The sequence below is a fragment of the Terribacillus halophilus genome (assembly GCF_900101385.1).
GTDB classification, from domain to species: Bacteria; Bacillota; Bacilli; order Bacillales; family Amphibacillaceae; genus Terribacillus; species Terribacillus halophilus.
On record NZ_FMZB01000001.1, the window covers coordinates 335767 to 356680 of the forward strand.

The 20914-nt window shown below is 45.6% G+C and carries 16 protein-coding genes; 12 read left to right on the forward strand and 4 right to left on the reverse strand.

The features are described 5' to 3' along the window. Positions 1–172: 172 nt before the first annotated feature. Positions 173–1822, reverse strand: a complete 1650-nt coding sequence (locus tag BLQ53_RS01570; protein ID WP_093725327.1) for a Na/Pi cotransporter family protein — start codon at positions 1820–1822, stop codon at positions 173–175. 459 nt (positions 1823–2281) lie between these two features. Between BLQ53_RS01570 and BLQ53_RS01575 the strand changes: the two genes are divergently transcribed. Further along, positions 2282–3574, forward strand: coding sequence for an amino acid permease (locus BLQ53_RS01575; RefSeq protein WP_093725838.1), 1293 nt, complete (start codon positions 2282–2284; stop codon positions 3572–3574). Here the strand turns inward: BLQ53_RS01575 and BLQ53_RS01580 are convergent. Continuing rightward, on the reverse strand, positions 3551–4171 hold the full coding sequence (locus BLQ53_RS01580; protein WP_093725329.1) for a LysE family translocator: 621 nt from the start codon (positions 4169–4171) through the stop codon (positions 3551–3553). The genes BLQ53_RS01575 and BLQ53_RS01580 overlap by 24 nt on opposite strands. A gap of 349 nt (positions 4172–4520) precedes the next feature. Here BLQ53_RS01580 and BLQ53_RS01585 point away from each other — a divergent pair, with 349 nt between their 5' ends. Together BLQ53_RS01585 and BLQ53_RS01590 are read left to right on the forward strand one after the other, a co-directional pair. Next, the gene (locus tag BLQ53_RS01585) at positions 4521–5039 is read left to right on the forward strand and encodes an RNA polymerase sigma factor (RefSeq protein WP_093725332.1); all 519 of its coding nucleotides are present in this window, start codon (positions 4521–4523) and stop codon (positions 5037–5039) included. 170 nt (positions 5040–5209) lie between these two features. Then, positions 5210–6556 (forward strand): UDP-glucose dehydrogenase family protein, encoded by a 1347-nt coding sequence (locus BLQ53_RS01590; RefSeq protein WP_093725334.1) that lies wholly within the window; start codon positions 5210–5212, stop codon positions 6554–6556. Positions 6557–6592: 36 nt separating this feature from the next. Here the strand turns inward: BLQ53_RS01590 and BLQ53_RS01595 are convergent, their stop codons facing one another. Next, positions 6593–7594 (reverse strand): helix-turn-helix domain-containing protein, encoded by a 1002-nt coding sequence (locus tag BLQ53_RS01595; protein WP_093725336.1) that lies wholly within the window; start codon positions 7592–7594, stop codon positions 6593–6595. A 133-nt stretch (positions 7595–7727) separates the two neighbouring features. On the opposite strand from BLQ53_RS01595, the gene BLQ53_RS01600 reads away from it, so the two are divergent. From BLQ53_RS01600 to BLQ53_RS01635, 8 genes are all read left to right on the forward strand, one after another. Next, a complete protein-coding gene (locus tag BLQ53_RS01600) occupies positions 7728–8648 on the forward strand; it encodes an ROK family protein (RefSeq protein ID WP_093725338.1) in 921 nt (306 codons plus the stop codon). Beyond that, entirely contained in the window at positions 8636–10048 is a 1413-nt protein-coding gene (gene bglH, locus BLQ53_RS01605) for an aryl-phospho-beta-d-glucosidase (protein WP_093725340.1), read from the forward strand. Before BLQ53_RS01600 ends, bglH begins: the two co-directional genes overlap by 13 nt. 169 nt (positions 10049–10217) lie before the next feature. Then, the gene (locus BLQ53_RS01610) at positions 10218–12752 is read left to right on the forward strand and encodes a winged helix-turn-helix domain-containing protein (protein ID WP_170829548.1); all 2535 of its coding nucleotides are present in this window, start codon (positions 10218–10220) and stop codon (positions 12750–12752) included. A gap of 91 nt (positions 12753–12843) precedes the next feature. Beyond that, the gene (gloA2, locus tag BLQ53_RS01615) at positions 12844–13239 is read left to right on the forward strand and encodes an SMU1112c/YaeR family gloxylase I-like metalloprotein (RefSeq protein ID WP_093725344.1); all 396 of its coding nucleotides are present in this window, start codon (positions 12844–12846) and stop codon (positions 13237–13239) included. Continuing rightward, positions 13236–13952, forward strand: coding sequence for a hypothetical protein (locus tag BLQ53_RS01620; RefSeq protein ID WP_093725346.1), 717 nt, complete (start codon positions 13236–13238; stop codon positions 13950–13952). Before gloA2 ends, BLQ53_RS01620 begins: the two co-directional genes overlap by 4 nt. Positions 13953–14059: 107 nt before the next feature. After that, positions 14060–15607: an exopolyphosphatase gene (gene ppx / locus BLQ53_RS01625; protein WP_093725348.1), complete on the forward strand. Its 1548-nt coding sequence runs from the start codon at positions 14060–14062 to the stop codon at positions 15605–15607. 88 nt (positions 15608–15695) lie between these two features. Continuing rightward, a complete protein-coding gene (locus BLQ53_RS01630; RefSeq protein ID WP_244499204.1) occupies positions 15696–17816 on the forward strand; it encodes an RNA degradosome polyphosphate kinase in 2121 nt (706 codons plus the stop codon). A 116-nt stretch (positions 17817–17932) separates the two neighbouring features. After that, entirely contained in the window at positions 17933–18586 is a 654-nt protein-coding gene (locus BLQ53_RS01635; RefSeq protein WP_139180826.1) for a hypothetical protein, read from the forward strand. A 615-nt stretch (positions 18587–19201) separates the two neighbouring features. Here the strand turns inward: BLQ53_RS01635 and BLQ53_RS01640 are convergent. Further along, positions 19202–19633 (reverse strand): helix-turn-helix domain-containing protein, encoded by a 432-nt coding sequence (locus tag BLQ53_RS01640; protein WP_093725352.1) that lies wholly within the window; start codon positions 19631–19633, stop codon positions 19202–19204. Between the two features lie 348 nt (positions 19634–19981). Here BLQ53_RS01640 and BLQ53_RS01645 point away from each other — a divergent pair, with 348 nt between their 5' ends. Next, positions 19982–20899, forward strand: a complete 918-nt coding sequence (locus tag BLQ53_RS01645; protein ID WP_093725354.1) for a proline dehydrogenase family protein — start codon at positions 19982–19984, stop codon at positions 20897–20899. Positions 20900–20914: the final 15 nt, after the last annotated feature.

Sequence of the window (20914 nt, forward strand, 5' to 3'; positions counted from 1 at the left end):
ACTCTGCAGTTGGGTATATTTATTGGATTGTAATGAGTTGTGGGAAGATAAGATGTAAAAACTGCTCTTGGTAGTGGATTGGAATATAAAAAAGTACCTTTGAATACTAAGGTTGTATATACTTTTGAGAATGAACAGAGCTCCTGGCAAAACAGCCAGGAGCTCTTATTAGTTAATTTAATACATGCATATGCTTTGATTCCCCAAGTACAGCTTCCGCGATGTTCACGGCATGATCCCCGATACGCTCCAGGTTGCTGATGATGTCGATAAAGACGATACCGGACTGACCGCTGCAGGAGCCTTCCGTCAAGCGTTGGATATGCTGCTTGCGGAGTTTGCGCTCAAGCATGTCGATTTTGGTTTCCTGATCGACGACGACTTTTGCTTGGTCTTTGTCATTGTTTTGCAAAGCAAGCATGGCGTCCCTGACTGTATCAGTTGTAAGCAGGAACATGTTTGTCAGATCTTCCATGGCAGAGCTGGAGATTTTGACTTTGTTCGTTTGCTGATACTCGATGAGCTCGATGATGTTTTCGAAATGGTCTCCGATTCGTTCGATATCACTGACAGCATCGATCAACGCGCTGTGTTCTTCCGATTCCTGAGCGGAAAGTGATTCAGCTGAAATCTGGACAAGATATTCCATGATTTTACGGTCGAAGTTATTGATTGCTTCTTCGAGCTGGTAAGCAGTATCGGCATGTTTCTTTTGCTTTGTCTGCAAGTATTGGCTAGTTTCTTCCAAGCCTTGGACAGCTACTTCTCCCATGCGGACAACTTCTTGTTTGGCATTCCCCAATGCCACGGAAGGAGATTGCTGAATGATAACCGGATCCAGTGTTTTGACGTTGAAATCTGCTATTTTATCCTGCCCCGGAATCAATTTGGTTACGATCCAGGCAAGTAGAGCCACGAATGGAAGCTGAATCAATGTGTTCGTAATATTAAATGTTCCATGTGCGAATGCAATCGTCATACTTGGGTTCAAATCCCATGTTGCCTGCATCCAGCTGACTAGTGCGGTATATGGGAGAAGCAATATCAAAAAGATTACTGTACCTATCAGGTTAAATAATACATGGGTTGCGGCAGCTCGTCTCGCCGCAATGGATGCGCCGATGGAGGCAAGTACAGCTGTGATTGTCGTTCCGATATTATCCCCGAATAGGATTGGCAGAGCTGCCTGCAGATCGACAAGCCCTTCGGTATATAGACCTTGCAAAATCCCTATGGTTGCACTGGAGCTTTGAACAACGACCGTAAATAGCGTACCAGCTACGGCAGCCAGAATTGGGCTATCGCTTAGTTGCACCGTAAGATCATGGAAAGCATCCAGGCTGCGGAGCGGCTTCATCGCTCCGCTCATCAGCTCAAGTCCATAGAACAATGCACCGAAGCCAAAGAAGATTTGACCTACGTTATTGATTTTTTTGTTTTTAAAGAAGAATAGCATCAATGCCCCAACAGCTAGAATCGGCAGGGAATAGGCACCAACATCCAATCCAATGATAAAGGCAGTGACCGTCGTGCCGATATTGGCACCCATGATGACACCGATTGCTTGGCGCAGTGTCATGAATCCGGCGCTTACCAAGCTGACGGTGATGACTGTTGTACCAGAGCTGCTCTGGATCAGGACAGTGACAATTATTCCGGCAAGGACACCCATCAATGGATTTGTCGTGAATTTATCCAGGATATCACGTAATTTATCTCCGGCCGACTTTTGGAGGCCATCCCCCATCGTCTTGATACCAAATAGGAAAATACCTAATCCCCCGATAAAGGAAAAGATCAATTCCTGTATATTTATATCCAAGCTTTTCACCCCTAAGGTTTATTATCTGTCGCAAACACGACTATTATGTCTAATTGTTAAGGTTGTGTAAAGGTGAAAATGAAAGGATTTACAAAAGCTTTACAAAAGTACGACGATCAGCTTAAATATTGCTAGATAAAGGGAAAAATGATCCAAAAAAAGAGCAGTTCCTTCAAGGGAACAGCTCTTAAAATCCAAGCATATCTCTGTATCCATTAAATACAATATAAATCGTACCAACCATCATCACTGCAAGCAGCACGAGCATGGTATAGAAGAAAGTCTTTTTTCCTTTGGATGGCATGATGAAGCTCCTTTTGCGTAGTCAATAGTATCATCATACCATGCTTGCCTTACATAATTCCAACGTTCCTCCTCATACTAACATGACGAGGAGGGAACGGGTTGAAAAAGCATCCAGGTAATAAAGGGCAGGGCAAGACATCCAATACGGGTAATATGAAATGGTGGCAGCTGTCGCTAATTGGTATCGGCTGTACAATCGGAACGGGATATTTCCTTGGTTCGGTAATTGGCATCCATCTCACCGGAGGATCCATCATCATTTCTTTCGTTGCTGCTGCCATTGGCACGCTGATTGTTTTCCTATCACTGGCGAAGATGACAGCGAGTGATCCGCAGGAAGGGTCGTTTTGCTATTACGCAGGCAAAGCATTCGGCGGTTGGGCTTCTTTAAGCTGCGGATGGACATATTGGTGTTCCAATATATTGATCATGGGTAGTCAGTTGACGGCGATTTCCCTGTTGAGCCAGTTTTGGTTCGAAAAGGTGCCGTTGTGGGTGTTTGCAGCCATCTATGCAGTGCTTGCGATTATCGTGGTCCTGACGGGGGCGAAAGGGTTCAATAAAATGGAGAATGTATTTGCGGTCGTCAAGACAGCTGCGATAACGATGTTCATTGTGTTGGCTGCGCTTGTCATATTTAATGTCATTTCGACCGAATCGACTTACAAGCCCTTCGAGGAATCATTCCTTCACGATGGCTGGAAAGGCTTATGGGCTTCCCTTATTTATGCCTTTTATGCTTTTGGGGGCATTGAGGTCATCGGGTTGATGTCGATGCAGCTGAAGAAAAAAGAAGACGCTGCCAAGGCGGGGACAATCATGCTGATCGGACTTGCCATTTTTTATGTCGTTTCCTTGCTGTTGGCAATCAGCTTAGTAAAAACACACGATTTCAAAATGAATGAAAGCCCATTTGTTACAGCACTGAAGCAGACACCGCTTGATTTCTTTCCGCATGTGTTCAATGCTGCCGTCATCATCGCTGGCTTTTCCACTTTATGTGCAGCGCTGTTCGCGGTAACCAACTTGCTCGTTACGTTGGCGAAGGATAAAGATGCGCCGCAGCTCTTTGCCAAGAAGCTGAAATTCAAGGATCTGCCGTTGGCGAGTTTGCTGCTGGCAGCTATCGGACTCCTTGCCAGTATCATTACGGCACTTTTATTGCCCGGGAAAATATATGAGTACATTACGACAGCCGCAGGTCTGCTGCTATTGTATAATTGGCTGTTCATTTTGGCTTCTGCCTGGAAAAATGAAAAGTTCAAGATGGGTAATAAACTTGTCACGATTATCGGAGGTATCTTGCTGCTCGCGGGAATCAGCGGAACCGCCGTCGAAGCGGAAGTGCGTCCTGGTCTTTATGTAAGTGGCGGTTTTGCCGTGCTCATCTTGCTGATTGGTATCTGGGTGAAGCGCAAGAAATCAGAAAATACGCTGCACACCTAGATAACCAAAATAAATACCAAATCCGAGCAGTGATAATCCGGAAACAAGTGTAATGAGACGCAATAGCCGGTCATTCAGGAAACGGCGCAGGCTGCTCGATAAAAGCGCAATGATGTTATCCCATAAAAAGACACCGACAAAGATGCTTGTTGTGTAAAGGAGAAGATGATCAGCCTCGCCTTGCTCGACGATTTTGGCAAGTACCGAGCCATAGACACCGACCCAGAACATGATGCTGATCGGATTGACGAGCGCAAGAAAAAATCCGTAGCGAAGACCTTGCAGCGGTGCGACTGTCGTCATGCTGGCACGTGTCAACGTCTTCGTCTTCAGAACGCTTTCCATACCAAGATAAAGGAAGACGAAGCTGCCGAAAAAGTAAAGGAAAGACTGGACGAGAGGAATCATGATGACATGATAAAACCCAAGATACACAAGCAGCATATATAGGATATCCGCCAGCATGGCGCCGAACCCGACCGATAAACTTTGCAGGAATCCACCCCGGATTCCTTTTTCCATTTGGGCAGCATTCACTGGTCCGACTGGAGCGGATAAACTGACTCCCAATAAAATATAGTGCAGGATATTTCCCATGCTTGGCCTCCTTTTGACTGGCTTGTACAGCCTATTCAGAAGCGGGGAAGGGTAGTCCATCTTTTTATTTTACAAAATATTAATGCATCTTCGAAAACACGTATTTCTTAATGGAAAATGCGTGTTTTCTTTGTGTTTCCTATTTTTGCGACAGATTTTGCAGTTAAGCTTCTGTAAAAAAGGGGACTTTTGACTTCAAGATGTCGATTATGGTAAATACACCCTTTTCTTGCAAAACTTACGATTATAAGACAGAATGGCATGGGGTGAATAAAAAGTCCTAAAATTTGACAAGGAGGGTCGATGTTCGTAAGCTGTTCTGCCTAAAAATCAAAAGGAGTGGATAAGATTGAAAGACATTCGAAGTACCGATTTTCAGTTGATTCTTGATCAGTATAAGAACATGATTCATTACCATATCCATCGAATGCGGATTCGGGATCCGCATGACGAGTTTCTCCAGGAAGGCATTATGGCATTGTTCCTCGCCTGCAATGGGTATGATGAAACCAAGGGCGATTTTAATGCCTATGTCAGCAGAATGATCCGCTTCCGCTTGATCGACCACCTCAGAAAAATCATCCGCGAACAAGAAAAAGTTGACCTCATCATCAATGAAGCCCACACCCTTGCTGTTATCCAGGAAGAAGAAGATCTGATGGAGAAACAGGAATTTTGGGATAAAATCAAGCATATCCTGACAGATAAGCAATATAAATGGGTGTACTGGAGAATAAAACACGAATTGACGATCAAAGAGATTGCTCATATCGAAAATACGACAGAAGACGCCGTCAAGAATTGGGGACGTGAAGTGAAAAAGAAGCTAAAGGAACAGCCGTTCATTTTGGAATGCCGAAATAAGTGAAATTTCCGGAGTATCTTTCCTATAGGGAGGGGTACTTCGTTTTATGTAAAGGAAATTTATAGTTTACGAAGAAAGTCTAAAGCTTATGTAAATATGCGTTTTTATTGTTAATTCGGTGCTAGAATGCTCCTTACAAGCATACTTTATTATTCAAATAGGATGTGACTTCAATGAAGAAGAAAATCGCAGTAATCGGAACAGGTTATGTTGGACTGGTTACAGGAGTGGCGCTTTCTGATATTGGACATCAAGTATATTGTTTGGATGTCGATCCGAATAAAATAGATAAACTAAACCAAGGAATATCCCCCATTTATGAGCCAGGATTAGAAGATTTGATTCATAAAAACATGTATGCAGACAGACTTCATTTCACTACCGAACACAGCATGGCATTCAAAGATGCAGATGCCATCTATATTGCAGTGGGTACACCGGAAAGAGCGGACGGTTCTGCCAATTTGGATTTTGTGCAGCAAGTGGCGAAGGATATCGCTGCCAATGTGTCTGACCGAGGAGCCGTTGTCGTGACAAAGAGTACGGTGCCGGTCGGTACGAACAAGCTCGTGAAGCATTGGATTACTGATGCGCTTGATCGGGATGTGCAGATCGAGGTTGTTTCCAATCCCGAATTCCTGCGGGAAGGCTCGGCTGTTTACGATACATATCATGGTGACCGTATCGTGATCGGAGCGGAAACCGAAGCTGCGGCAGATTTAATCGAAGCAATCAATAAGCCGTTTGGCGTGCCGGTATTCCGCACGGATATCGAGAGTGCCGAAATGATCAAATATGCTTCCAATGCTTTCCTGGCAGCGAAAATCAGCTTCATCAACGAAATTGGTACGATTTGCGGCAAGCTTGGTGCCAATATTGAGGATGTTGCCAAGGGAATGGGAATGGACAAACGGATCGGCGACAAATTCCTGAATGCCGGTATCGGCTATGGCGGCTCTTGTTTCCCGAAAGATACAAAAGCGCTCGTTCAGATTGCCGGCGACGTGAATCATACATTCGACTTGCTGGAATCCGTCATCAATGTGAATAACAAGCAGCAGCAAATTCCGGTTGATATCGCGCAGATGGTCGTTCGCGGCGGACTGGCAGGCAAGAAGGTTGCCATGCTTGGCCTTGCGTTCAAGCCGAACACCGATGATATGCGCGAATCCGCCAGCATCGTCCTTGCACAGAAATTGACGGAACTTGGTGCGAACATCTCCGCATACGATCCAATCGCCATCGAAAATGCGAAGCGTCTGCTTCCGGAGACTGTGCATTATGCTGCGAACACAGAAGAAGCACTACAAGATGCAGACGTCGCAATCATCGTGACCGAGTGGGATGAGTTCAAAGACCTGCCATTGACTGTCTTTGAGAAACAAATGAAACAGCCAATCGTCATCGATGGCCGTAACTGCTACCCACTCAGCTATGTAGAAACAGCGAATATCGATTATCATTCTATCGGAAGGCCTTCTGTCATCCGTGCGAAGAAATCAAATCAGCCAGCTAAATAATTTGTCTGAGACCGACAGCATCTGCTGTCGGTTTTTTTATGTTTTCTCCCGGAATTGGCGAGGCGTGAGTCCGGTATGTTTTTTGAACACTTTTGTGAAGTAGCTTTGATCATGGAAGTGAAGCAACGTACCGATATGCAATAGTGATTGATCCGTCAGCCGCAGCAAGAGCTTGGCTTCCTCGATGCGCAGCTGTTGGATATAGGTTCGGATCGGCATGCCGACTTCCTGTTTGAAACGGGTGGAAAGGTAAGACGGATTCATTTTCAGCATATCCGCCAGCTGTTTTAGTGTCATGTCTTCGTATAGCTGCTGATAAATATAATGCATGCAATGGGCGATTTTGCGGGAATACGTGCCCGCTTTGATATCGCTTACTTTTTCAGCGAAGGTGCACAATGCTTCTGTTTGAAGACGAACAAGTGCTGCAGTTTGCGTCTTTTCTTCGATTTGCTGGATATACACATCACTCATCGTAAAGGCAAGTTCTGGTGCAAGTCCGGCATCAATGGCGGCACGGGTGGCTAATGTAACGGCTGTTATGGCCAGATTTTTCCGGCTGCGTAATGCGTCTTTTTTCGCCAGTGTCCCACTTAATTCATCCGGAAAGCTTTGCAGCTGTTCTTTGACAAGATCGGGCTTGCCGGCGCGGATACAGTCGAAAAGTTTTTCTTCTAAGAAAGGATGATGATGAAATAGGATATTCTGTCTGTTTTCGGCTGCTTGGATCAGGGGCTGCTCGAAGGAAGGCATGTCCATTGAAGTTGCATCCAGCTCCCGCTGGTACAGCATGTAATAGGCAACAGAGCCGATATCGATCAGATTATCCTTCGTTATCTCCGTGACAGGAGCGGGGCCTAGCTGCAAAACACCGGATTTGCCGGTATCGTCATCGTCATATGGAATCAGAAAGGAATAGCCTGCCGCTCCTTCTATTAAATATGGATCGTTTGAGAGCGCAGTTTCTGTCTGATAAGAGACAGGGATGGGGAATGTCTGACGGAGCAGACGGATGACGGTGGAACATTCGTTCGGCATAAGGAACCTCCATTACAAAAAAATGAAAAGTAACTACCAAAAAAACGAAATCAATACCAGAAATGTAATCGTTGTCATTATACCATAAGTATGCAGGTGTTTTGTAATAGGACAACTGGAGGGGGTGCAGGCTATGTATCTGGTAGTCGATATCGGTGGAACTTTGGTCAAGACCGCATTGATGGACAGGGGCGGCAAAATCATCAAGAAGGATAGCCGACCGGCTTCCCGCAAAAATATTGCTGCTTTCGATGACATATTGTTTGCCAGCATAGACGACATGTTCAGCGAGGAAGTACGAGGAATTGCTGTCAGCACGCCTGGTGCTGTCGACATAGAAACTGGCGTCATCTATAATGGTGGATCTTTTCCGTTCCAGCATGGCGTGAATTTGAAAGAAAAACTGAAAGCACGCTATGATGTAACGATTGCGGTTGAAAACGATGCTCGCTGCGCAGCGCTTGCGGAGCTGTGGCTTGGCAGTCTGAAAGACAAGCGTGATGCCATTGTCCTCGTACTTGGCAGTGGAGTTGGCGGCGGTATCATCATGGATGGCAAGCTGCGGCATGGACAGAATCTGCTGGCTGGTGAAATGAGTTATATCATGCCAGCGGTCGATACACAATCAAAGAAAGCTACCTATTTCGGATCGACTGGTTCTGCAGTCGAGATGATCAAAAAAATCAATAAAGAAAAAGAAGTTGCCGATTTGTCGGATGGGAAAAAGGCGTTTGCTTTTATCCATGCTGGTGATGAAGCAGCCAACGCAATTTTTGATGCTTTTTGTTTCGATATTGCCGCACAGATCTTGAATCTGCAGTATATCCTTGATCCAGAAGTATTTGCCATCGGCGGCGGTATCAGTGCCCAGCCGATCGTAGTGGAACGAATCCAGCAGGCAGTAGCCAAGATCAAGCTAGTAAATCCGTTTCATGCGGCAGCGCCGGCAATCGTCTGCTGCCATTATCGAAGCGATGCCAATCTATACGGAGCACTTTATCATTATTTGACGGAACATGAAAAGACAGGAGGAACAGGGACATGGCAGAAGTAAAAAAAGAGTTTCCAAACGGATTCCTATGGGGCGGTGCCGTTGCGGCGAACCAGCTGGAAGGAGCTTATCAGGAGGATGGCAAGGGTTTGTCCACAGCTGACGTGTCACCGGACGGCATTATGTATCCGCCGTCTGAGGATCCTGCTAAACTCAATCTTTATCATGATGGAATCGATTTTTATCATCGCTACAAAGAGGATCTCGCATTATTTGGGGAGCTTGGTTTCAAATGCTTCCGGACAAGTATCGCATGGACACGGATTTTTCCGAATGGTGACGATGCGGAACCAAATGAAGCAGGTTTGAAATTCTATGACGACTTATTCGATGAAATGCTAAAACACGGCATGGAACCGGTCGTGACGATTTCCCACTATGAAATGCCGCTCAACTTGGTGAAAAAATACGGAGGCTGGCGCAGCCGTGAAGTCATTGGTTATTACGAGAAATTCGCCCGAACTGTTTTGGAGCGCTATAACGGTAAAGTGAAATACTGGATGACATTCAATGAAATCAATGTCGTGCTGCATGCCCCATTCACAGGTGGCGGGCTAGAGTTTGAAGCAGGCGAAAACAAGCTGAATATTATGTATCAAGCTGCTCATCATCAATTCGTTGCCAGTGCGCTGGCGGTGAAAGCATCTCATGAAATCAATCCAAATGCGCAGATCGGCTGTATGATCGCGTCCATGACGACGTATCCGCTGACGCCGAATCCGGATGATGTCTTCGCAGCGCTGCAGCAAGATCGTAAAACACTGCAATTCTCGGATGTGCAAGTACGCGGTTACTATCCAACTTATATGAAACGGTACTTCACTGAAAATGATATCGAATTCGAGATTGCCGATGGTGATGAAGAATTGATGCGAAAGCATACGGTCGATTATATCGGTTTCAGCTATTACATGAGCTTCATCGCGACAACGGATGAAGAGAAATTGGAAGAAGCAACAAAAGGGAACTTGATGACTGGTGTAAGGAATCCATATTTGCAGGCTTCCGAATGGGGCTGGCAGATCGATCCGATAGGGTTGCGTACAACGCTGAATATCCTTTATGATCGCTACCAGAAACCGTTGTTCATCGTTGAAAACGGCTTGGGCGCTGTCGACAAAGTCGAAGAAGATGGCAGCATCCAGGATGATTACCGAATCGATTATCTGCGTGCCCATATCGAACAGATGCGGGAAGCCGTGGCCGATGGTGTCGACTTGATTGGGTATACGACATGGGGACCGATTGACCTAGTCAGTGCCTCGACTGCGGAACTGAAGAAGCGTTATGGTTTCATTTATGTAGATCGGGACAATGAAGGAAACGGCACACTGGAAAGAAAGAAGAAGAAGAGTTTTGCGTGGTATCAGCGTGTAATTGACACAAACGGTCAGGAACTATAGAGGATCAGGCACCTTGCTGCAGTGCAGCGGGTGCTTTTTTATTTGCCTGTACTGAACCCTTTATACTATTAAGATTTGTCAACGGAGTTACAAAAGTGCTAGATTTCACCACAAATTTCTACAAGTTTTGTTATAATTGAAGCAACAAAGCTGGAAAAGGTTGATGGTGATGCGGGAACAGGATAGTCTGAATGAAACGGCAATATCGGCTGTGACTGTCGGTCAAATGAGGATAAAACGGATTAAGCAGGGCAGTGTCTGGACCAAGATCGAGACATGTAAACTGACGACGGTGACGGCTCCTTCTGGCTATGGTAAGACGACGATGCTCCAGGAGTGGGCAGCCCAGACGCATTTGGATGTGGGATGGGTCAGTTTGGAAGAAGAAGATATCCAGCGCGTCGCATTCTGGAAGAAGATAATTCTGCATATGCCCGGGTTGCCGGAACAGGATCGGAAGCACTTATTGGATATCATCCAGTCCGCTTCGTATTCGCCGACGCATTTCATCGCAACGTGGTGTGCTTGCTTGCGAGAACATCAAGTGACGGGGGCCTTGGTCATCGATGATTTTCATTTGATGATAAATTCTAATGAATTGTACGAAATGACAACATTATTGGAAGAGATGCCGAACACATTCCACATCATCGTATCTGGACATGTTTTTCCTGGTCTGTCTTTTAAACGGTTATTGCGGCAGCATCAAGTGCTGCAAATAACGAAGCGTGATCTTATTTTTACAGAAGAAGAGATCGAGTCGTATATCAGGAATCATTTACATAAGGAGCCGACAGACACAGCAATCCAAAATATTATGCAGCAGACGCAAGGATGGGCTGCCGGGCTTCAGCTTATTCACATGTATGAGCAGTTCCAAGAGGATTATTCCGAGCTGCAGTTCTCGAATGTCCTGGTCGCAAGGCAGCTGATACAGGAGATTGTGTATAGTTTGCATGAAAACGAGCGGAACTATTTGCTTTCCACTTCGATTTTGAATGAGATGCATGTCCGCTTATGCGATTATATTGCTGGCACAAGGCGCGGCCGGGTGGTGATGAGAAGGTTAAGGGAGCAAGGATTGCTGATCGAGCATCAGGAGGAGCCAGGCTGGTTTACTTATAACAAGCATCTTCGGACATATTTGAAAGAAATGCTCGAGATGCAGAACATGGATGTCAATGAACTTTATAATCGGGCGAGCGTCTGGCACGAAAACGAGCAGATGCTGCTCACAGCTATCCGCTATGCCTGGAAGGCGGGGGATTACCCACGTGTCAATCAGCTCTTGATCAAGGCAGCTCCATGTCTGCTCCAAGAAGGGCGTATCGATCAGCTGCAGGAATGGATCAATAGGCTGCCGCGCAAATATATATATCAGATGGAACTGGGGATCATTTATGGTTGGGTGGAATGTCTACGTTACCAGCCGGATCTGGCCCAGCGGCATGCCCATATGATAGAGGAACAGCTGCTTCGCCGGGAGCTGCAGTTCAGCGAAGAGGAAGAAAAACGGCATTTTGCCGATTTGTACACATTGAAAAGTTTCATTTCCCTTTTGGAGGATGATGTGAAAAGTACGATGGATTATGCCAGCAAGGCTTTGGTGTACAGCAAGAATTCCAGCAGATACTTTTCTCATTCTTTCGACTATAACCGGCATGATGCCACCATTCTGCATTCCCCGCTTGGAGGAGGCGGTGATTTACGTTCCGTTCAGCGGGTTTATGAAGGTCTGGCGCACACGGTCACGAATGAATCGGTGTTCAGTGGGTATTACCATCTGAGTCTGGCAGAACTTGCATACGAATGGGGAATGGCAGCCAAGGCGAAAAGCCATCTGGAAAAGGCGCTGGCAGTTGCCGATTTGTTCGGATTGCCAGGGCTGCTCGTACCGGCATACATATTGAAAGCCCGTCATGAATTGGAGCAGCAGGGTGATGCGCAATCGGCCAAAGCGACACTGCATGGTTTGAAAGATATGCTGACAAGGAGCAATGCCTCGGCAGATTGGTTCAAAAAGGCAGAAGCAGCCAGGATTCGAATTGCCATTTATCAAGGTGATACGAAGCGGATTCATAACTGGTTGTCCCTCTTCCACATGCAGGAGCCGCCGATTGAACAAAAAACCTTGTTTGAATACATCACGCTTGTATGGGCCTATTCAGCAATCGGGGAAGTCGAAACAACACAGAAATATATCAAAAAACTGATGCCGCTTGTCAAATTCGGCAACCGGATAAATGCAGAGATCGAACTGCATATCATCCAAGCGACACTGCTGTATGCGACTGATAAGCAGCAAGCCATCCTTTCCTTGAAGGATGGCTTGCGTCTGAGCACGGAACATAAATATTTGCGCATCTATTGGAGAGGCGGCGAAAGCATGCGCGATTTGCTGCAAGAACTGCTGTCTATGGATGCTGTGGCGAAGAAACAACGGAAGTATATCGAACAGATCCTGTCTTATTGGTCAGAAGAAACAGATGATCAGAAGCTGCAAAACAGGCTGACAAGCCGGGAATTGCAGCTCGTCTATCATCTGCAGCTTGGCAAACGCAATAATGAGATAGCCCAGGAGCTGGATTTATCACTCGGTACCGTCAAAGTATATTTCCACCGAATCTATGAAAAACTTGGTGTGAAAAACCGCAAGCAAGCGAAGGAACTTGCTGCTGGTCTTGATTTCTCTGATATTTTGTAACGAAGCAATGATATTTGCGGATTTATGCTGAATGAGGGAATTTTTTGTAGTAGAATGAAGGAAATGGAAATGGCGGAAGGAGGCTGGCATTTTGCTGCAAGCTGTGCACCATATTGCAATCATTTGTTCGGATTATCCAGAATCCAAACGATTTTATACAGAGATATTAGGGTTGCGGATCATACGGGAAGTATACCGGGAAGAGCGAAATTCCTATAAATTGGATCTTGCCCTCGGAGATACATATGTCATTGAGTTATTTTCCTTCCCGAATCCTCCGGAACGGCCGAGTTATCCGGAAGCTGCAGGTCTGCGGCACCTTGCTTTCTCCGTGGATGATGTCGAAAAAGAAGTGGATCGTCTCCGGTCAATGGGTGTGAAGACCGAGCCGGTCCGGATCGATCCTTTCACGGAAAGAGCATTCACATTTTTCCAGGATCCGGATGGCTTGCCGATCGAGCTGTATGAAGAGGAGGTGTTCGCATGAAAAAGGAGACAATGCTGATTGGAACATTCATCATTTTCCTTGGAATCGCGGTCTCTGCCTTCTTCTACGTACAGAACAAGTCCGTAACGAGCAGTTCCTTGAAGGCGAATGAGCAGAAAGAGCAATCCTTTGCTGCCAAGTCGAAACTGACAGAAGAGCCGAAAGAAGTGAAAGTCGAACATATCGAGGGAGAATTTGCCCTCCAAAAAGAAATGATCACAGCTGAGGAAGACGAAGCTGCCGAACTGGAGCTTGAGGCAGAGGAAGAAGAGGTACTGACAACCGAAGAACCAGTCATCACGGAAGATGATATGGACGTTGTCGATGGCTCTGATTCGACCTATCAAGCACCTAGCGCAAGCTATAGTGCTCCAGTGAGCGGCTCATCGGGCAGCTCTTCCAGTTATAGCGGCTCAAGCTCCGGCAGCTATGGTAACTCGAGCGGTTCCAGCAGCTATAGTGGCGGATCATCATCAGGCAGCAATAGGGATTCTTCCAAAGATTCAAATAAGGGGAAATCGGAAAATACGGAGACTGCTCCTTCCAAAGGACAGGACAAACCTGCAGACAAACCTGCGACAAAACCGAAACCAACTCCAAAGCCGTCTGCTGATGAGCCGGAAAAGGAAATAGAACCCGATCCGGAACCTGCACCATCGCCTCAACCTGATTCGCCTGCTGGAGAAGATGAGGAGATACAAGCTGTTGGATGATACTATATAGTCGCACATTTGTGCGGCTTTTCTTTTCGAGAACATGTTACGTTGGCTGCTCTTTGGGTAATATGGAGAGAAAGGCTTTCGACGTGAGGGGAATCGTTATGACAACAAAGTACTATGCCATTATTGATATTGGATCCAATACAATGCGCCTTGTCGTGTACTTGCGTGACAAGAGTGGCAGAATCAAAGAAAAAGAGAATGTAAAGGTCGTCGCGCGTCTGCGCAATTATTTGACGGCAGAAGGAATCCTGGATGAAGAAGGTATCCAGACCTTGATCAAGACATTGCATAGTTTCCAGGAAGTGACGCGCTATTATGAGCTCGAGTCGACGACTTGTGTGGCAACGGCAACGGTTCGGCATGCGAAGAACCAGCAGGAAATCTTGGAGCTGGTCGAAAAAGAGACGGATTTCACCATCCGAATACTATCGGACTATGAAGAGGCGTATCTTGGTTATTTGGCCGTGACGAACAGCATGCCGTTTGAGCATGGAATCACGATCGATATCGGCGGCGGCAGTACCGAGCTAACATATTTTAAAGATCGCAAGCTGCAGTTTTATCACAGTTTCCCATTTGGGGCTCTGTCGCTCAAGCGGCAGTTTGTCGCCTGCGATAAGCCGACAGCAGAGGAGCTGGAACAGATTCATACGTATGTTTGTGAGCAGCTGCGGACGTTGGATTGGCTGCCGGACAAACAGCTGCCGATCATCGCCATCGGCGGTAGTGCACGGAATGTCGTCCAAATACATCAAGAAGAGGTTGGCTATCCGTTAGCTGGATTGCACCAATATAAGATGAAAAAACAAGATATCGAGGAAATGGAAGCAGCACTTGCTCCGCTGGACTTTGCCGAACTGCAAAAGGTCGATGGCCTCTCGAAAGATCGAGCCGATATCATCCTCCCGGCGATGCAAGTATTCCTCTGCCTCCTTGATATCGTGGATACGACAGATTTTGTCCTCAGCCGCAAAGGATTGCGGGACGGATTGCTGTATGAAGTGCTTCGTCGCCGGAATGAAATGACCCTATTCACGGATGTGCTGGAACGCAGCTTCGAGGAACTGGCGAAGGATTTCGAGATTGATCGAACACATGCACTAAAGCGGCAGCGTACGGCCCTGCAGCTGGCGGAGTTGGTGGAAACCGGGGGATATGCGGAATGGACCGATCATGATAAATTCCTTCTTAGATATGCAGCTTTTGTTTACAATGTCGGAGCTTATATCGATACGGAATCCGGCAATCAGCATACGTTTTACTTGCTGGCGAATCGGACGATCGACGGGCTGCTGCATAAAGATCGAATCATTCTGGCACTGCTTGCGTCCTTCAAGAACAAATCATTCTATAATCGGAATGCAGAAGTGTTCCAAACCTGGTTCAAGGGGGAGGAGCTTGCCCATTATCGTCTGCTTGGGGCAATCATCAAGCTGGCAAACAGCCTGCATGCGACAAAGCGGAATATCGTCGCCGACATCAAACTGCAGGAGAATGGGGGAGATTTAGTGCTGGTTGTGACATGCAACAAGGACTGGCAGGCAGAAAGATACCAAGTCGAGAAACAGAAAAAGCATCTTGAAAAGCAGCTGCGGCGAAACATCCAGCTTGTTTTCCAGGAAGATGCGCACTCCCATATCAGTTAAAACTTTACAATAACTTCATAATCTCTCTTTTTTGCTGCTGATATACTAGAAATGATGAAGAATACTGTCGAAAAGTGGTGCATGGAAATTGAGAACAGAGGAACAGCTGCGGGTGGATTTGAATAACCCGAATAATTATAATAACCGAGAGTTGAGCTGGCTTGCATTTAATGAACGAGTGCTGGAGGAAGCGCTTGATGAGCGCAACCCTTTGTTGGAAAGGCTAAAGTTCCTGTCGATTTTCAGTTCCAATCTGGATGAGTTTTTCATGGTACGTGTTGCAGGTTTGAAAGACCAGGTGAAGGCCGGCTTCAACCGTCCGGAAAACAAAGCGGGCATGACACCGAAACAGCAGCTCCAGAAGATCGGAGCAAAAGCGCATCGTCTCGTCGAGATGCAGAATAGTTTGTTCCAAGATATCATCATTCCGGAATTGAAGGAAGAGAAAGTGGAACTATTGGGGATGGAGCAGCTGTCGAGTGCGCAGCTGCTTCGTCTGGAAACATACTTTGAAGAAGAGATATTCCCTGTCCTTACGCCGATGGCAATCGATGCGTATCGTCCGTTCCCGATGCTGCTGAACAAAAGTCTGAATCTTGCGGTATCTTTACTGGACGAGCATGAAATCGACAAAGCGGTGCAGCAGAAAACGGCGATTGTGCAAGTACCGGCAGTCCTGGATCGATTCATCCAGCTGGAAGATACGGAGGAAGATGCCCTTCACTTCGTATTATTGGAAGACATCATCAGTCATTATATTTATAAGTTATTCCGCGGCTATCAGATCAAGTCAGTCACAGTCTTCCGGATTACACGGAACGCCGATATGACCATCCATGAAGAAGGCGCCCGCGATCTTTTGAAAGTGATTGAAAAGGAACTCAAAAAGCGTAAATGGGGAGCGGCTATCCGGCTGGAAATCCCGAAGCGGGAGTATGACTACAAAATGGTCACCTTCCTGACGGAAACATTGGATATCCATCGTAAAGATGTCTATGAAATCGACGGGCCGATCGATCTGACAAGCCTGATGCAGTTTTACAAGATAGTCGCTGCCAAACGGGAGCATCTTATCTATGAAACACTCATCCCCCAGCCGCCTGCTGAAATCGGGACCGATGAGAATTTGTTTGATGCAATCAATGACCGGGATATCTTCCTGCATCATCCGTATGAATCATTCGAGCCCATCGTTGATTTCATTTCGAAGGCAGCGGATGATCCCGATGTATTGGCGATCAAGCAGACGCTTTACCGTGTGAGCGGGGATTCCCCTATCATAGACGCATTAAAGCGGGCTGCTGAGAAAGGGAAGCAGGTCACCGTTTTGTTCGAACTGAAAGCGCGCTTTGACGAAGAGAACAATGTACAGTGGGCCAAGGAGCTGGAGAAGTCGGGCTGCCATGTCATTTACGGGATGACGCATCTGAAGACACATAGTAAGATCACGCTTGTGGTGCGGAAGAAGCATAATCGGATCGAGCGCTTTGTCCATCTTGGGACAGGCAACTATAATGACCAGACGGCCAAGCTGTATACCGATATGGGTCTGTTCACATCCAAGCGGAAATTCGGAATCGATGCGACGAATTTCTTCAATTATTTGAGCGGCTATACGGAGAAGCCGACATTCCACCATCTGTCGGTGGCGCCATTTGATATTCGTTCGGATATGATCAGCATGATCGATGAAGAAATACTGCTGCATAAAAAGCATGGTAATGGACGTATCATCATGAAAATGAACTCTATCACCGATAAGCCGATCATCCAGAAATTATATGAAGCTTCCATCGCCGGCATCAAAATCGATTTGATCATCCGGGGTATCTGCTGTCTGCGTCCCGGAATCAAGGGCATCAGTGAGAATATCAACGTGCGCAGCATCGTCGGACGCTACTTGGAGCATACACGAATCTATTATTTCCATCACAACGGTGAGGAAAAGATCCACCTTTCATCGGCCGATATGATGACGAGGAATATGGAGAAGCGAGTGGAGATCCTCTTTCCTATATTCAACGGACCGATCAAGCGCCGGATCCGCAGCATCCTTGCTATCATGCTGCAGGATAATTGCAAAGCAAGGGAACAAGATGAAAACGGCGTCTATCATTATGTGAAACGCGGCGATCAGGAAGAGCCGATCGATAGCCAGCTCATCTTGTTCAATGAAGCCTATCATCACGTGATGGAAGACGAAGAATGAAAATAGGACGCAATCAGCGTCCTATTTTTTGCTTTTCGACAAAAACTGCTGGGAATTATTGTTATAATAGAAACTGGCACTTTTTTCTATTACTTCTAGCAGAGGAGCGGAAAGCAGTGAAAGCATTTTTTATTACGTTATTATGTATTAGTTTACTTGCAATAGTCGGTACTGGTGCTTACATCTTCCTTTCAAAGGAAGACATTAATTCAGCAAGCGGGAAAGAGAATGTACCTCCGGTGCAATCACAGCAGCCAACCGAAGCAAAGAAAGATCATCCGGCAAAGACTGGAGAAGGAGCTTCAAAGCTGAAGGAATTGTCCGGCGATACGAAGGACTTCCTATCCACGTTCACATATGAAGGATACGGGGAAAAGATTGCGTATCAGAATGAAGAACTTGTGAAGCAGATCATCAGCGACCAGCATGCCTATTTGAATGATCTGACCGGCTGGGGACATATCGATAATGTAGACACCGCTTATCTTGCTGAATCAAAGGAATGGCAAAAACTGCAGGATGACGTGGAACGACTGCGGACAGAAGGATTCGCCCCATCAGAAGCGGTCAATGATATGTGGAACGCCGAAGCATTTATGCGAATCGCTACAGACAGCGCCGACTTAAACAGTTTGCGTTATGTGCACCGCATCTTCCATGACATGGACGCCGAAATCAATGGAGCCGAAGTAGACAAAGAATGGGGCGCAACACGCGCTTTCGGCGCGGAAACAGAAACACAAGAACTGTACGAATATATAAAAGGGTAATAAAATTCTTATAGATACGTGGAATTACTGCTGAATTGCCAAGCCGTTCCCTCTAATCCGGGGGATTGGCTTTTTTTGTTTAATGGACTTATAGGTTATTGGAGATTCATATTTGTGGTTCAATTCCGTGTTTGCAGTCCTTTATCAAGCACTTCATAATAATTCGAAAAGATAAACATTGCGTGAATTGGGTCAAATTGCTTGAAAAACAGGACAAAAAGCGTATACTTTTACCATATAATTGAAAGATGGTGTAATTATTAAGATTTTTTACAAACTCGTATGTAAAGTACGAGGGCGTCATAAGATTGATTCAAGAACAAGTGTGTGTAAATGTGGTTACGAGAGAAGTTACCGAAAAGAGCAGCACGACATGGATGATTATTATCTTAAAGCACGCTGATTTAAGCATGTAAATAAAAGGTTTGAACTTTACCCCAAATGATGGACACATTAAAAACAGTGCCCTCATTCGGGGTTTTTGGTTTTCAGCCTTGCAATAGTGAAGTTTAGAAAAGTACCATATTATATGTATAGAATCAAAACGGCAATTAAGGAAATGCCTGATCTTATTTTCACCAATTTGAGCAAGTGTCATGAGAAATCAAAGCCATTTCACTTGTATTTTTCTTCTTTAAAATCACGGATGATACCCCAAAATAGTTTCTTGAAATCATCGTAAAAGACAATAGTCAATAATCCTAATATGGTAAGGGCGTCTGCAAGGGCACCATCTTCTAAAAATATTCCCCCTATAACGAGTAATAAAATGCCCAAGTAAAACCCTGGATCTGAAAAGTGATCTTTTGATTTCTTTTGATCATCAATCGTTATTTTTTTTTGAAATAATGAATCGCCTTTAATTAATTCGTCAATCGTTATTTCGAATAAATTACTTAATTGAATTAAGTTGTCGATATCCGGATACCCCTTATTCGTTTCCCATTTATAGACAGCTTGTCTTGAAACATTCATCTTTTGAGCAAGTTCTTCCCGACTCATATTTTTCTGTTCTCTAAAATGTTTTAACTTTTCACCTAAATTCATCTTCTCACCTCTTATTTCCACCATAGTACAACAAGAGAAAGGCGTCCATAAACTATCCGTAACAAACGTAAACTAGTAGTTTACAAGATACTATAGGTCGGTTTTCATCCATTAAGATACTTATGACTCAGCTCCACTTTTTTAAAGTTGTATCCGCATCTGCCGCCTCTGTCAAAAAGCGTAAACCTGCCAAATATTTTCGCCCCATTGCATTCTCATAGGAACATTTTTGTGTATTTTACACAAAAACAACTCAATTGTTTGTCTTTTCTGCATATTGAAAGCCTTTTAAATCGATTTTACAATGTTTATATAGCACATGTGCAAGTGAATTGGGAGGTGTTACAAATGGAAGCGTTATCTCGCAATTTTTTCTTGTATTTATCAAAGAACCAGCCACTGAATAAGCTGGCTAACTTATATGGAATCCGGATGGTCAAGGGCAAGATCGTCGGGGGTATATCCTTTGACCAGGCAATTCCATTCATCAGGGAGCTCAATGCGGATGGCATGAGTGTGACGGTCGACCATCTTGGCGAATATGTGGCTGATCCGCACACAGCAGTGGAGAGGGCTGGTGAGGTTGTCGCGGCGCTTGAGCTGATCAAGGAAGCGGGCTTGGATGCACAGGTTTCCTTGAAACTGACATCACTCGGGCTTGATATCAGTGAAGAGCTTGTCCGTTTGAATTTGCGGCGGATCCTGACGGCGGCTGATCGTCTCGATGTGATGGTGACGATTGACATGGAAGATTCTGAACGCTGTCAAAAGACATTGGATTTGTTCCAGAAGCTGAAAGCAGATTATCAAAATGTGAGTACCGTCATACAGGCTTATCTTTACCGTAGCAATGATGATTTGGAAAAAATGGAGCAACTGCAGCCCTTCATCCGATTGGTCAAAGGGGCATACAAAGAACCAAAATCCGTTGCTTTCCAGGAAAAACGGGATGTGGACACCAACTACCGCAAGTTGATTGCCAGGCAGCTCGATAGCGGCAGCTATACGGCCATCGCGACGCATGATGACCGTATGGTGTCTTTTGCAAAGCATTATGCTTTTGAAAAAGGAATCGGAAAAGACAAATTTGAGTTTCAGATGCTGTACGGCATGCGGCAGCAGCTGCAGCAAGAGCTTGTCAAAGAAGGTTATAAAGTCCGGATCTACTTGCCTTATGGTGATGACTGGTACGGTTACTTCATGCGCAGGCTGGCGGAGCGCCCGGCAAATATTGCATTTGCATTCAAAGGTATGACCAAAAAATAAATCAAAGGAGCGATT